The sequence below is a fragment of the Sunxiuqinia sp. genome (genome assembly GCF_055140945.1).
Window position 1 is genome coordinate 23,846 of the sequence record NZ_JBSQYS010000008.1, and the last position, 12,566, is coordinate 36,411.

The window sequence follows — 12,566 nt, forward strand, 5'->3', positions numbered from 1 at the left end:
TAGTTATGAAAAGCATAACACAAAACCTGATGGTTGTCCAAAACGTTAAAACAGGATAAATTTTTATAATGAAGCACACGAAGCTTATTTGGGGACTCCTGGCCGTTTTCTTTTTTCTGGCGCCTGTTTCTGTCTGGCCAACAGAACGTACAGCCAAATATCGTATCCGTGTTATGGGAATGAACATCGGAGAGTTTCTGGTAACCCAAAAAACCGCCAAGGAAGAGATAAGCATAAAAGCAGTCACCAGTGTCAAGGTAAAAATTATTTTCACCTACAGGATAAATTATATCCAGGAAACGTTACACCGCAATGGAAGTTTGTGCGAGTCGCATGTACAAGCTATCAAAGACGGAAAGGTCAATTCCGACGCACTGTTAAAAAAACAGGGCGGTTCATATCTCTTGGTAAAGGATGGAGACTCCACTCTGATCCATGACAATATATGCTATAGTGGCAGCCTGCTTTACTTTAACGAACCCAGCCAAGTTTCGTCGATGTACAAAGAAAGAACAGGGGAAAAAAGCAATATGAAGTGCATTGCTGATCATATCTATACCATGACAAACGAAAAAAACCACACAACCAATGAATATGAATACAAGGATGGCGTCCTTGAGCACGCAGCGCTTAAACATCCGTTGGCAACAATTTATTTAGAACGTATTTTGAACAAATAGATGACCATGATATATCATTCACAAGTAGAACCGATCTATTTTTTGCTGCCTTTAGCAGGCTTAATCATCGGGCTGTTTGGCTCCATATTGGGTGGCGGCGGAGGTTTTTTCTTTCTTCCCGTACTTACCCTTTTGATAGGCATTCCGGCACCAACGGCAGTAACGACATCATTGGTAGCAACACTGCCTGTTTGTTTTGTTGGTTCACTGGGGCATTACCGTAAGAACAACATTGATTTTCGTACAGCCGCAGTTTTTGCCCTTGCAGGCATTGCGGGTGCATTTATTGGCGCGGGCATCATCAACCGCATTAGTACCAGCCAGCTAAAGGTTAGTTTTGGTGCCTATTCAGTATTTATTGCGCTTAATATCGCTTTCAGTACCTGGCGGAAAACGCGTGCAGGTAGAGGTGGTGCAAAACAGCAAAATAATTCCGGAATGGCAAAAATAACAAAGGGGTCATTGTTCGGGCTGCTTGCAGGCATCATTACCGGCACATTCGGCACAAGTGGAACAGCCCCTGTTTTAGCGGGGCTGTTTTCGATGAATATACCTTTCAAACTGGTAATGGGCACTTCATTAATAATTGTCCTGGCAAACACAATCTTTGCTGCAAGCGCCCACTTTTTAGTTGGAAAGGCCGATCTTACATTGGTCGCTTTTTTAACGGCAGGTTCGCTCATCGGTTCATTGTTGGGCCCTCAAATCTTATCAAAGCTAAAAACCGACCAATCAGAGAATAAAATCAAGTATTTATACGCCCTGGCCATCTTTATAATTGGTGTTTCAATGATCATTGGCTAACAGCAGACAACCTTAAATGACAGAACATGATCCGTACAATCTACTACATCATCCTCCTTTATTTTTTATCAGGGGGAGTTGGTTTTTATTTTATTAACCGGAAAAAAGACCTACAGACAGCATGGGAAAGCTATAGGAAGTTTATTGTTTATTTTCTGATTATAAACATCGTATTCTTTAGCATTATCATTGATCCTGTTGTATTTCGTCATCTGGCGGCAGGCATTATTTGTATGGGATCCTTCGAATTGTTTAGACTGTTCAGGCTTGGCGGCTATAAACAAAAAAGCTTTTTCGTTTTTTCCCTGTTTGTCTTTATACTTCTTTCTTCCGGCTTTATCCTGTTTAGCGGATTAAAAAAAGAGTTGATCCTTTTTTCATTTTTGATCCTGTCCATTTTCGACAGTTTCAGCCAAATTACCGGCCAGCTTTGGGGAAAGACAAAACTGTTTTCTAACATAAGCCCTGAAAAAACAGTTGGCGGTTTTGTCGGAGGCGCGGCCGTAGCAGCCGGGAGTAGTTTATTCCTTAGTGGCCTATACGAAGGGGACGCTTTGCAATCATTGTTTATGTCAATAGGCGTAGTTGTCTTTGCTTTTAGCGGGGATTTAGCGGCTTCATTATACAAGAGAAAATACAACGTAAAGGATTTCAGCAATTTAATTCCCGGTCATGGCGGCTTTCTGGACCGCTTCGATAGCCTAATTGCCGGAGGGGCATGGACGGCTTTATGGGTGTATGTTTTTTAATTTTCAATGAAACTATAAAAAAATAAACATGGGTAATATCATTATACTTTCATTTGCTTATTTAGTTGGCATTATTCTTTTACTGGCATTTAACGAATTAAATTATAGACGGCTCAGTGTAAAAGGGGAAATAACCCGCAAGTTTGCCCATTTTACGGCTACCTTGGCGGTGGTGCCATTTCCCTACATATTTCCGTCACACTGGTATATTTTGGTGTTGGCCCTAATGTTTTTCGCGGCCTTGTTCATCACACAACGCAACAAACAGCTTGGATCGATTCATGATATTGAACGGAAAACAATAGGCAGTTACCTGCTTCCGCTTTCCATTTATGTCACATTTCTTATTTCATTCTTGCTTGAAAATAAATTTATCTACATCCTGCCCATGTTAATACTTGCTGTTTGTGACCCAATGGCAGCACTGTTGGGAACTAACATCACAAATTATAATGGACGGATTAAGATTTTTGGTTATCAATTGAAAAAAACATGGCTTGGTTCAGGGGCATTTTTGGTCACCAGCTTTGTGATCAGCATCATCGCCCTTTATTTTCATCGCGCAGCGTTTGACCTGAAAACTTTCTGGCTGGCTTTGGCAGTGGCAGTTGCAAGCACCCTGGCAGAACTGGTTAGCTGGCGCGGATTGGATAACCTGAGCATCCCATTGTGTGCGGTACTGGTATTGGTATTGATGCTATGATGGTAGATATTAGCTTAAACCCAAATTAAAGATGAAGAAATAAACCATCGAATATAATTTCTAAATAGAATACAATAAAGATACAACACAATGAAAAGAATAATTATTAATGGAGGCAATGGCTATGTAGCTTCTAATTTTATTAGTGAATTACTTGGACGGAATTATGAAGTTATTTCATTGGTGAGAGAACGTCACAAATTTTCTGCAGAAGAACGGATGAAAGAAGCATTGTCCGATATTAACGGAAACGAATATATAAAGCCTGATAACCTGAAGGTTTATAGTTATTCATTGTGCGATAGGGATTTCTCTATGCCGGAAGGGCACCTGAAAGATATTTTCAATGAAGATGTGGATTATTTCCACTTTGCAGCCAGTTTGAAATACGATTTAAAATCGAAGGATGAAATATTTAAAACAAATGTAGAAGGAGTAGAAAACGCAATAAAAGTTTATTTGAAATATGCGAAAAGCAATTCGCGCTTTTTCCTGATAGGCACTGCATACTCCTGTGGCAGGTTTTCCGGTTTATTCGAAGAAAAATTTTACGACAACGAAGATATCTCCATGTTTAGAAATTATTACGAACAATCGAAAAGGTTTGCTGAGAATGTGGTGAAAAAATATATCGGGGACAACCGCATCAACGGGCACATCATAAGATTATCCCAGGTGGTTGGGAACAGTCAATCGGGGGCAACAAAAACGGATTATGGTATTTTTGATTTTGCCAAAAGGGTTTATAGCTTAGCCTATAGGTATCCTGACAGGACGATCAAGGTATGTGTGGATCCAAATTCTACACAAAACCTCATTCCGATAAATACCGTCATCGACGGCCTGATAAGAATTGCAGCGACGGACAAGGTCCCTGAAATAATAAACTTCACTGCTAAAAACCCCATCAAGAACAGCCATATCATAAATAGCATCAACAGGTTACTGCCAACAAACCTCATCCCTGTCAAATATCTTGACAGCAAAGAAATGAATGCCATAGAAAGAATAATTGCAGCTGGCATGTCATTTACGGGAAATTATACAGATTCGGATATATTATTCGATACAAAAAAAAGGGATATGATTTTTCCGGTAAGCGACAACGATGTCACTGAGGATACAATTTTTAGAATGCTTAAATATTTTATTGCTGACCTTGCTTGCAAGAAGCAAACCAAAACAGATTGTTGCTATTATTGAGTGGACTAGCAGATTTATTTCTATCCTTAACATATATCGTAAGATAAGATCAATATTCTTCATGAAAAAATGAAAACATGAAAAAAATAATTATCAAAGGGGAAAATGTTTTAAACGTCCCCAACCTACTCAGTCTTTACCGTCTTCTCGCTTTCCCGGTCATTTTGTTTATGGCGCTTACCGGACGCGAGGACTGGTTTGTGGTTCTGTTGTGCATAAGCTTGGTTAGCGACGTGCTTGATGGCAACATCGCCCGGTTTTTTAAACTTCAAACAAATTTTGGGGCAGCACTTGATAACCTGGCCGATATTTTCACCTATGCCATGGCCTTGCTGGGCTTGTTTCTTTTCAAATGGAATGAAATAGCACCCCATGCATGGCTTTTATACTTATTCCTGACCATGTTTATCTTAAGCTATATCATTGCGTTTTACCGGTTTGGTAAAATTCCGGGATTGCACTTGTATACAGCTGTTTCTGCCGGATATATCCAGGGTATATTCTTTTTCGTATTGTTTGTCTTCGGGTTTTATCCCTGGATGTACTATCTGGCTGTGGGTTGGGGAGTGGTTGCCTATATCGAAAAAATATTTGTATTGCTGTGGCTCGACGACATCAGGATCGGTGTCAAAGGCCTTTACTGGCTCATGAGAAAAAAACAATAGCCATAAAATCATTTTATATCACCATGCTATACAGGCTTACTGTCATATTGATATTGATGCTGGGCACGGGTTCCGTTACGTTTGCACAGAAAGTATCGGGGACTGTGGTAGACGGGGAAAACAGGGAGCCTGCCCCTTTTGCCAACGTTTGGCTAAAGGAAACGTTACAGGGAACTATGACCGATATACACGGCCGTTTTACCATCCTGTCGCCATCAAACGATACGCTTTGTGTATCCTCTGTCGGTTATGTCCCTCAGGAAATACCAATCGACATGTACGCTGACAATGAGTTTGACATCCTGCTTCAGCAGGATGTCAAAACCCTTGGGGAAGTTACAGTAAAACCGGAAATACCCCGTGCAAAGGTCTTGTTTAACGAGATACAGAAGCACAAAAAGGAAAACAGCGAACAGGTATACCGGGTCGGTGATTATAAAGCGCTGGAAACAACAACCGTTTATATGGCAGTCGACACAACCTCCAGGATCGTCCGGTCATTTGGCAACGTGGATGAGGTTACCGTTGAGATAGATAATCAGCACCTGCGTTTTTCACCGGTCTATCTTTCCGAACAGGGCCGGGACGTTAACAATGACAGCGTCCGGATAGCCTATCATAAAAAAGACGGCATTTTCCCCAGGATCAACCAGACCCTTGAAAGTATGATCATCAACAATGTGGTGGTGGATATGGACTTTTATAAAGACCAGATCATGATCATGGACCGGGGGTTTATTTCACCACTGAACAATTCGGCTCTGTCGCACTACAACTTGTACCTGAATGACAGCACCCTGAGTGACAGCACCTGGTATTTTCATTTTTCATTTGCCCCTAAAAACAAATACGATCCTTTATTTACAGGCCACTTTACGATAGAAGACGGAAGTTTTGCATTGGTTGCGATTGATGCCTTCATTTCCAGGCATGCCAACCTTAATTTTGTGAATGGTTTTAGCGGACGGATAACCTATGAGAAGCAGCCCGGAGGGGGGTGGTTTTATGATGGGCAAAACATAGGCGTCAACCTGTCGGTCACCTTGAATAAAGATTCTCTATCGAATTACAGTTCGAAGCGGATGGACAATGTGTCGAAAGGAAACTGGCTGATCAATAAATCAATCCAGTATTCCACGTCACCCCGCCTAAATGATATAAGTGCTGCTGCCTGGAAAAACCAGCCTGAATTTGCTTCCGGCAAACTGGAGGCAAATGCTTATTCCCGCGTTGATAAACTCAAAGAACATAAAGTAGTTAAAGGCATTGACAAGATCGGGGGCATGGTCTTAACAAGCTATTTTAATGTGGGCAAAATAGATATCGGGCCGGTGTTTGATATATATAGCACCAACAGCATTGAAGGCCAACGCTTCTCTATTCCCCTGAGGACCAGCGAACAGATGTTTGAGCGTTTTTCAATCGGCGGTTTTCTGGGGTACGGGACGAAAAACAATGATCTCAAATACGGAATGAACGTGGTATATCAGCCACAATTAACAGACAAGCTCATTCTGCGCCTCAGCTATTCCAATGATTATATACCGGTATCCCAGGACAAGTACCTTCGTTTCATAAAGAACAACCCCAACAATAAAGGGAGCGGTAATTTCATTGCTATGTTTACCGGCCGGGAAAAGAATCCGTACCTGAAAGAAGAAAAAAGGTACGAGTTCAGGCTGGAATACAATGCCCCAAACGGAAACCACCTGGAATTCTCCCCCTACCTGTTATCCAATACCAGCACTCCGGATGTACGGTTCATACGCGGTGAAAAGGAATATGGCAATTACAAAAATTATGGGATATTGATGGATCTCCGGCTTGCCTTTGGACAGCACTATGACAAGTTTTTCTTCGACCGGATCTATTATATAAACCGTATTCCTGTGGTCCATCTGAGCTGGGATGTCGGACAAACCTTGTTGCCCGGACAGGGGCTTAATGACCTAGGCCTGTATTCCCAGTTCCATGGTTCCATCCAAGGACGGTTGACTATAGGGCAACTCTTTATGAACTATATCGTGAATGCCGGGTATTTGTTTGGAGGTGCCCCTTACGACCTGCTGGACCAGCCGGTAGGCTCCATGTCACTGGGCTATTCCAAAGACCGGTTTAATCTTTTGCATTTTGCTGCTTTCGCCCATAACTTATATAGCAACACACACCTTCATGTAAATGGAGGCGGGGTGCTTCTTAACCGGGTCCCCTTGGTCAAGAAGCTGAAACTACGGGAGATTGTTTCACTCAAATGCCACTATGGAACATTAACAGATTCCTACAAGGGGGTATTCGACCTTCCCGGCTATTACAGCAACAAATCAAAAGACCCTTACGCAGAGATCGGTATTGGAGTGACCAATATCTTTAAGGTATTACGGGTCGAATATGTACATCAGCTCGGCAATACCTATATGGACCGTGACTTTACAGATAACAGCGGAATATTTTTCAGGACAGAAATGAGTTTCTGAGTTTTAATGTAAAAAACATACGATGGGAAACATTAAAGAAAAAATTGTTTGGATAACAGGCGCCTCCTCCGGGATAGGGGAAGCTTTAGCCTATGCTTTTGCCAGAGAAGGGGCATTTGTTGTATTAACTGCCAGAAATGGAGCAAGACTGGAAAAGGTGAAAACCAAATGTTTACAAAGTACCTTGAAGTGCTGGATTCAACCCGCCGACCTGTTAAAGCTTGAAAAACTATCGGAAGTGGTTGATGCTGTATTAAGAAAAACAGGACGAATAGATATACTAGTGAACAATGCCGGCCGCAGTCAACGCTCTATGGCCAAGGAAACCCCTTTGGAAAATGACCGAAGCATCATGGAACTAAATTTTTTTAGCACGGTAGCGCTGACCAAAATGGTTTTACCCCATATGGTCAAAAGTCAATCGGGACACATTGTCGTCATTAGCAGTATCATTGGGAAGTTCGGGTTCCCCACCCGAACAGCCTACTCGGCGTCTAAACATGCTGTTCAGGGCTTTTTTGAATCACTGCGGGTTGAACTGGCCAGTGACAACATTAAAGTGACCATCGTTTCTCCGGGACGTATCAACACCAATATCTCGGTTAATGCACTGACCGCTAACGGAACTTCTTATAACAAGATGGATGAAGGCCAGGCACGTGGAATGCCGGCTGATCAATGTGCCAAGCAGATTGTCAAAGCCATCCGGAAAAACAAGAAAGAAATACTGGTTGGCCGGACAGAGCTGGCCATGGTCTATATCAGGCGGTTATTCCCTGCCCTTTTCTACAAATTAGTGACAAAAATCAAAAATTAACATTCATAAAAAACGAAGATCAATATGAAAAAGAATATTTGTGGCATCCAACAAGTTGGGATTGGCGTAAAAAACGCGCAAGAAGCCTGGAAATGGTACCGAAAAGTATTTGGCATGGACATCAACGTGTTTGAAGATACAGCCACAGCCAAACTTATGAAACACTATACCAATGGACAAGAATGTGAGCGCTATGCCGCACTGGCCATGAACATGGAAGGGGGTGGCGGCTTCGAAATCTGGCAACACACGCAAAAGGCGCCAAAACCTCCTGTGTTTGAGGAAAAACTGGGAGATTGTGGAATTTTTATTTGCAAAATGAAGTGCCACAATGTCAAAAAGGCTTTTGAAGGGCATCGGGAAATGGGCTTAACTATTTTAGGGAACCTCACAGAAGACCCACAGGGTAATTTACATTACTATCTAAAGGATCCTTATAACAATATTTTTGAGGTGGTTGAAGACCCAAATTTTTATATGAAACAAAAATCCTTGACTGGGGGGGTTGCCGGCGTGGTTATCGGTGTATCAAACATTGAAAAAGCCATGAAAGTATATGCTGATATTTTGGAATATGACCAAATCGTCTATTTTGTATCTGGCCAATTTCAGGACTTTGCAGCCTTGCCGGGCGGCAATGAAAAATACCGGCGTGTATTGCTGAAACACAATACTTCCAGGACAGGTCCTTTTTCCAAATTATTGGGGCCGACTCAAATTGAACTTGTCCAGCCGCTTGAAAGAGACCCGGATAAGATATTTCGCGACAGGATTTGGGGTGAACTTGGATACATCCATCTGTGCTTTGACCTGATTGGTATGGACCACTTAAAAACTGAGTGTGAGGAAAAAGGATTCCCTTTTACGGTCGATAGTGCCAATAGTTTTGATATGGGAACAACAGCAGGCCATTTTTCATACATTTCCGATCAGGATGGGACTCCAATTGAATTTGTGGAAACCCATAAACTACCGGTTATTGAAAAGCTGGGTTGGTACATGAACCTTAAAGGCAGGAACCCAAAAAAATCACTTCCCAATTGGATGGTCAAAACATTACAGTTTAACCGTATCAAGGATTAACATGAATTGACACCAAATCATCTCAACTATGGAAGCAGCACGGCTCAAGATCATCAGTATTGCAACAAAACTATTTCTTCGTTTTGGATTTAAATACGTGACGATGGATGACATTGCAGAAAAGGGGCACCTGTCAAAGAAAACAATTTATCAACATTTCCTCAGTAAGGAACAGCTTATTTCGGCAGTACTTCAAGAACTGGAATCAATGATCGGGAAACAACTGGATCATATCCTTTTCAAGTCGGGCAACTCAATAGAATCGTTCTTTAACCTGTGTAAGTATATTTTCCTACAGCAATGCAACCATCCTACAGCTATTCGGACTCTAAAAAAACACTATCCTGTCAAATACAGCCTTTTCTATTATTTGGAAGAAAAACTGGTCCTTGAAAAAGCAGGTGGGCAATTGAAAAAAGGGATAGGTGAAGGGCTGTTTATTCCAGTATTGGAAATAAAGCCATTTTGTTGCTTTTTGTACCGCGTTTCAACGAGTATCATAAATAATGCAGAAATTTCATATGGATGCAATCTCAGTAAGGAAGTACTGGTCAATGACCTGATCTATTATTCCCTACGGTCTGTTGTCAGCGCCCCAGGCCTGTTGTTGTTGGAGAAAATGTATGAAAATTATCCAGATTGATACCAATGATTAGCTATGAACAAGAATTTTTATTCAAAATACGGAGCATATTTTATCTTGGGGATCAATATTATTTTGCTTCTTATACGGCTTTTTGATGTATTGAACGATCCCACGCCATTGAACAGCGAAGAAGCCCAATACTGCTTTTGGTCGAAACACCTGGACTGGTCCTACTATTCAAAAGCCCCGATGATTGCCTTGGCCAATCATTTTTCGACCATGCACCAGGCGCTGACCGCTCCTTTTTGGGTTAGTCCTTAGTGTTTCATGACAATCTGTTTCAGGTTCCCTGTTTTTACTCAAATTTCCGACAAAGTTATTTCGCTTCCCGGAACGGTAAAGGGGAACTCGCTTTTCGTGGCTCGTTTCCTTCGGATGCGTTCAGCTTTTCCTTTTCATATCGCACATGCTATCCGCACGGAAAACCTGACATGCACCCCGTTGACCTGATCCGGGACAGCTCAATTGTGGTACGCCAAAAATTTAAGTTTAACGGCGTGCCAGATGCCATTATAAGTCCGCAGGGCAAGCGGCGATCTATTATGAATGATTTCAAGAGTTTAAAACCGATTTCAGTTTACTCCACCAAACAAGCCGTTGATGATGGTTTTCTGATTCAAGTTGATCAAAAGATTTCCAAGGAAGCTGGGATTCGTCATCCGGTTTACCTGACCCGCTCAGTTTGGGACAAATATGTTGAAGTACCCATAGGAATGGAAGGCTATCAGGATCAGGGTGGCCGGTTATGGGATGTGCTGTTCATGTTTGCCTATTTCGCCCGGAAGGAATCTTCTTCCCACTTGCTGTTTAAGCTATTGGTCCAACTGCCAGATACCGGTGATTGGGAGCAGAACGAAAAAGTAACGGACAGGTCGAACCGGCTGTTGCGGGAAGTCACGCTCAAAGGCCTGATTACAGCCCGGGATTTTGATGACCCATCGCCTGCGATTTTCATTATGAAACCATCTGAAGATTAACCAATGCTGATGATTATTGTCAGAATAAAACTATAGGAGGTTTTGATGATGAGATACAAAGATGATCCAAGACAAATTGCAGTACGTTATCCAAGTTACTGCGAAGAGTGCCAGGTTCGTTTGCCACGTGGAGCTGTAGCCTATTACTGGCCACGAACCCGCACGCTGCTGTGTTCTGATTGCGGAGAACCGGAATTCCGAAGTTTTCTTTCTTCTGCGGCAGATGAAGAAGTCTATGCCGGAAAAGGGAATCCTCTTTAGGTTGAGACACAGGGGCCGAGTGCCCATAGCCGTCAACCTAAGAAAACCGGATTTGTCGATTTTCAATTTGGTAGATCTGGTTTTTAGTTTTTTTACTAAATATAAAGGGGGGAGTTCAAAGACAACTCCCAAGAAATAGCAAGTTCTTTAAAGAAGCTGTTCAGTTCAGAAGAATTGATGGATGCGGCTATTAAAACGGGGTTTAAGAAACGTAAATCCAAGTTAAACCCGTTTGTGTTTTTTGATTTAATGATGTATGAATCCAGTTTTTCCGAGTTAAAAAGTCTCAATCAACTTGCAGTTGAAGCCCAGTCTTCACACGATATTGGGATAAGTAAACAAGGTATTGATAAACGATTCAATAACCAGGCAGTAAATTTTCTGAAGTTGCTTATAGAAAAGCAACTTAGCGGCCAGTTAACTAGCCAGCTTGATAGCGGATGGCTAAACTTTTTCAATCGGGTTGTCATAAAAGATTCGACCCGGTTTGAACTTCCGGAACAATACAGCGAACATCTCCCAGGTTCGGGAGGTGCAGCCTCCAAAGCTGGCGCCTGTGTTCAGTTTGAGTTTGATTTAAAAAGTGGACAAATCATTGACCTGAGCCTGACAGCCGCAAACAGACCTGATGTCAGAGATTCACTTGAAGCCCTGGAAATGGTTCAGAGCAATGACCTGATCATCCGGGATCTTGGTTACTTTGCATTCAAATCCTTTCTAAATATTGAGAAAAAGAAAGCATTCTTCATTTCCAGACTTCGCCCAAAAACAATCGTCTATGAGTTGAAGGCAGGGGAACTTCGACAGATGGATTTTGGTGCCCTGTACCGGCGCATGAAAAAGTATGGTCTGACCAGAATTGAAAAAGACGTGTGTATCGGGAATGAACCGAAGATACCGGTTCGCTTGATTATTGATCTCCTACCCGACGAGGTATACCAACAGCGTATCTTAAAATCAAACAAAACACATAAACGAAAAGGATATACCAGTAGTGAAAAATTTAAATTGATGTCCCGTTTCAACCTGAGTATCACTAATGTTCCTGAAGATATCTTGCCTATTTCGGCTATTCCCCTGATTTATAAAATACGCTGGCAAATTGAATTGGTCTTCAAAATATGGAAATCAGTACTAGGGGTGAATCATATCCGGAATATGAAATACACAAGGTGGTTGTGTCATCTATATTTTAAACTACTCCTGATGATTGTCAACTGGAATATCATCATGAGCAAACGCCCCCTGATGTACCAGAAAACAGGCAAGTTGCTTAGTCTCTTTAAATGTTTTAAAACCTTGTTTGATAACACCTACCGTTTAAGAAATGTCTTAAGACACGGTTTACAGGAGCTATCACATTTTTGGGTTTGGATTGATCAACTATTATACAGGAATCATTGGCTGGAGAAGAAAAAAAATAAGCTTAGCTCAGAAGAAATAATGCACTCAATGTATTGATATATAGAATATTATTGCTATTTTTAATAAAAAGAACGGGGTG

14 protein-coding genes are annotated in these 12,566 nt (G+C 41.7%); all 14 read left to right on the plus strand.

Translation table 11 applies throughout. The annotated features are described in order from the left end of the window. Positions 1-68 precede the first annotated feature (68 nt). The 14 genes from ACTB00_RS05040 to ACTB00_RS05105 all read left to right on the plus strand — a co-directional run bounded on the left by ACTB00_RS05040 (position 69) and on the right by ACTB00_RS05105 (position 12,523). Positions 69-680 (plus strand): DUF6134 family protein, encoded by a 612-nt coding sequence (locus ACTB00_RS05040; RefSeq protein ID WP_463298845.1) that lies wholly within the window; start codon positions 69-71, stop codon positions 678-680. A 6-nt stretch (positions 681-686) separates the two neighbouring features. After that, on the plus strand, positions 687-1,484 hold the full coding sequence (locus ACTB00_RS05045; RefSeq protein ID WP_463298846.1) for a sulfite exporter TauE/SafE family protein: 798 nt from the start codon (positions 687-689) through the stop codon (positions 1,482-1,484). A gap of 26 nt (positions 1,485-1,510) precedes the next feature. Beyond that, positions 1,511-2,233 (plus strand): phosphatidate cytidylyltransferase, encoded by a 723-nt coding sequence (locus ACTB00_RS05050; RefSeq protein ID WP_463298847.1) that lies wholly within the window; start codon positions 1,511-1,513, stop codon positions 2,231-2,233. A 28-nt stretch (positions 2,234-2,261) separates the two neighbouring features. Continuing rightward, positions 2,262-2,936 carry a diacylglycerol/polyprenol kinase family protein gene (locus ACTB00_RS05055; protein WP_463298848.1) on the plus strand — a complete coding sequence of 225 codons (675 nt, stop codon included), beginning with the start codon at positions 2,262-2,264 and terminating at the stop codon, positions 2,934-2,936. A 90-nt stretch (positions 2,937-3,026) separates the two neighbouring features. Continuing rightward, entirely contained in the window at positions 3,027-4,139 is a 1,113-nt protein-coding gene (locus tag ACTB00_RS05060) for an SDR family oxidoreductase (protein ID WP_463298849.1), read from the plus strand. Positions 4,140-4,216: 77 nt separating this feature from the next. After that, positions 4,217-4,804 carry a CDP-alcohol phosphatidyltransferase family protein gene (locus tag ACTB00_RS05065; RefSeq protein ID WP_463298850.1) on the plus strand — a complete coding sequence of 196 codons (588 nt, stop codon included), beginning with the start codon at positions 4,217-4,219 and terminating at the stop codon, positions 4,802-4,804. Further along, the gene (locus ACTB00_RS05070) at positions 4,741-7,278 is read left to right on the plus strand and encodes a DUF5686 and carboxypeptidase-like regulatory domain-containing protein (RefSeq protein ID WP_463298851.1); all 2,538 of its coding nucleotides are present in this window, start codon (positions 4,741-4,743) and stop codon (positions 7,276-7,278) included. The genes ACTB00_RS05065 and ACTB00_RS05070 overlap by 64 nt, the downstream gene beginning before the upstream one ends. Before the next feature lie 22 nt (positions 7,279-7,300). Then, positions 7,301-8,095: an SDR family oxidoreductase gene (locus ACTB00_RS05075; protein WP_463298852.1), complete on the plus strand. Its 795-nt coding sequence runs from the start codon at positions 7,301-7,303 to the stop codon at positions 8,093-8,095. Between the two features lie 24 nt (positions 8,096-8,119). Further along, on the plus strand, positions 8,120-9,178 hold the full coding sequence (locus ACTB00_RS05080) for a VOC family protein (protein ID WP_463298853.1): 1,059 nt from the start codon (positions 8,120-8,122) through the stop codon (positions 9,176-9,178). Between the two features lie 28 nt (positions 9,179-9,206). Further along, positions 9,207-9,821 (plus strand): TetR/AcrR family transcriptional regulator, encoded by a 615-nt coding sequence (locus ACTB00_RS05085; protein WP_463298854.1) that lies wholly within the window; start codon positions 9,207-9,209, stop codon positions 9,819-9,821. Between the two features lie 15 nt (positions 9,822-9,836). Continuing rightward, positions 9,837-10,085 (plus strand): hypothetical protein, encoded by a 249-nt coding sequence (locus ACTB00_RS05090; protein WP_463298855.1) that lies wholly within the window; start codon positions 9,837-9,839, stop codon positions 10,083-10,085. A gap of 170 nt (positions 10,086-10,255) precedes the next feature. Beyond that, complete coding sequence (locus ACTB00_RS05095) at positions 10,256-10,801, plus strand: DUF6573 family protein (protein WP_463298856.1); 546 nt, start codon at positions 10,256-10,258, stop codon at positions 10,799-10,801. Positions 10,802-10,846: 45 nt separating this feature from the next. Beyond that, the gene (locus ACTB00_RS05100; protein ID WP_463298857.1) at positions 10,847-11,062 is read left to right on the plus strand and encodes a hypothetical protein; all 216 of its coding nucleotides are present in this window, start codon (positions 10,847-10,849) and stop codon (positions 11,060-11,062) included. 156 nt (positions 11,063-11,218) lie between these two features. Beyond that, positions 11,219-12,523 carry an IS4 family transposase gene (locus tag ACTB00_RS05105; protein WP_463298951.1) on the plus strand — a complete coding sequence of 435 codons (1,305 nt, stop codon included), beginning with the start codon at positions 11,219-11,221 and terminating at the stop codon, positions 12,521-12,523. The last annotated feature ends 43 nt before the right edge of the window (positions 12,524-12,566 follow it).

What these genes read in the sequence shown, in the direction of transcription:
- ACTB00_RS05040 (WP_463298845.1), top strand. Translation starts at nt 69, where the DNA reads ATGAAGCACACGAAGCTTATTTGGGGACTCCTGGCCGTTTTCTTTTTT.
- ACTB00_RS05045 (WP_463298846.1), top strand. Translation starts at nt 687, where the DNA reads ATGATATATCATTCACAAGTAGAACCGATCTATTTTTTGCTGCCTTTA.
- ACTB00_RS05050 (WP_463298847.1), top strand. Translation starts at nt 1,511, where the DNA reads ATGATCCGTACAATCTACTACATCATCCTCCTTTATTTTTTATCAGGG.
- ACTB00_RS05055 (WP_463298848.1), top strand. Translation starts at nt 2,262, where the DNA reads ATGGGTAATATCATTATACTTTCATTTGCTTATTTAGTTGGCATTATT.
- ACTB00_RS05060 (WP_463298849.1), top strand. Translation starts at nt 3,027, where the DNA reads ATGAAAAGAATAATTATTAATGGAGGCAATGGCTATGTAGCTTCTAAT.
- ACTB00_RS05065 (WP_463298850.1), top strand. Translation starts at nt 4,217, where the DNA reads ATGAAAAAAATAATTATCAAAGGGGAAAATGTTTTAAACGTCCCCAAC.
- ACTB00_RS05075 (WP_463298852.1), top strand. Translation starts at nt 7,301, where the DNA reads ATGGGAAACATTAAAGAAAAAATTGTTTGGATAACAGGCGCCTCCTCC.
- ACTB00_RS05080 (WP_463298853.1), top strand. Translation starts at nt 8,120, where the DNA reads ATGAAAAAGAATATTTGTGGCATCCAACAAGTTGGGATTGGCGTAAAA.
- ACTB00_RS05085 (WP_463298854.1), top strand. Translation starts at nt 9,207, where the DNA reads ATGGAAGCAGCACGGCTCAAGATCATCAGTATTGCAACAAAACTATTT.
- ACTB00_RS05090 (WP_463298855.1), top strand. Translation starts at nt 9,837, where the DNA reads ATGAACAAGAATTTTTATTCAAAATACGGAGCATATTTTATCTTGGGG.
- ACTB00_RS05095 (WP_463298856.1), top strand. Translation starts at nt 10,256, where the DNA reads ATGCACCCCGTTGACCTGATCCGGGACAGCTCAATTGTGGTACGCCAA.
- ACTB00_RS05100 (WP_463298857.1), top strand. Translation starts at nt 10,847, where the DNA reads ATGATGAGATACAAAGATGATCCAAGACAAATTGCAGTACGTTATCCA.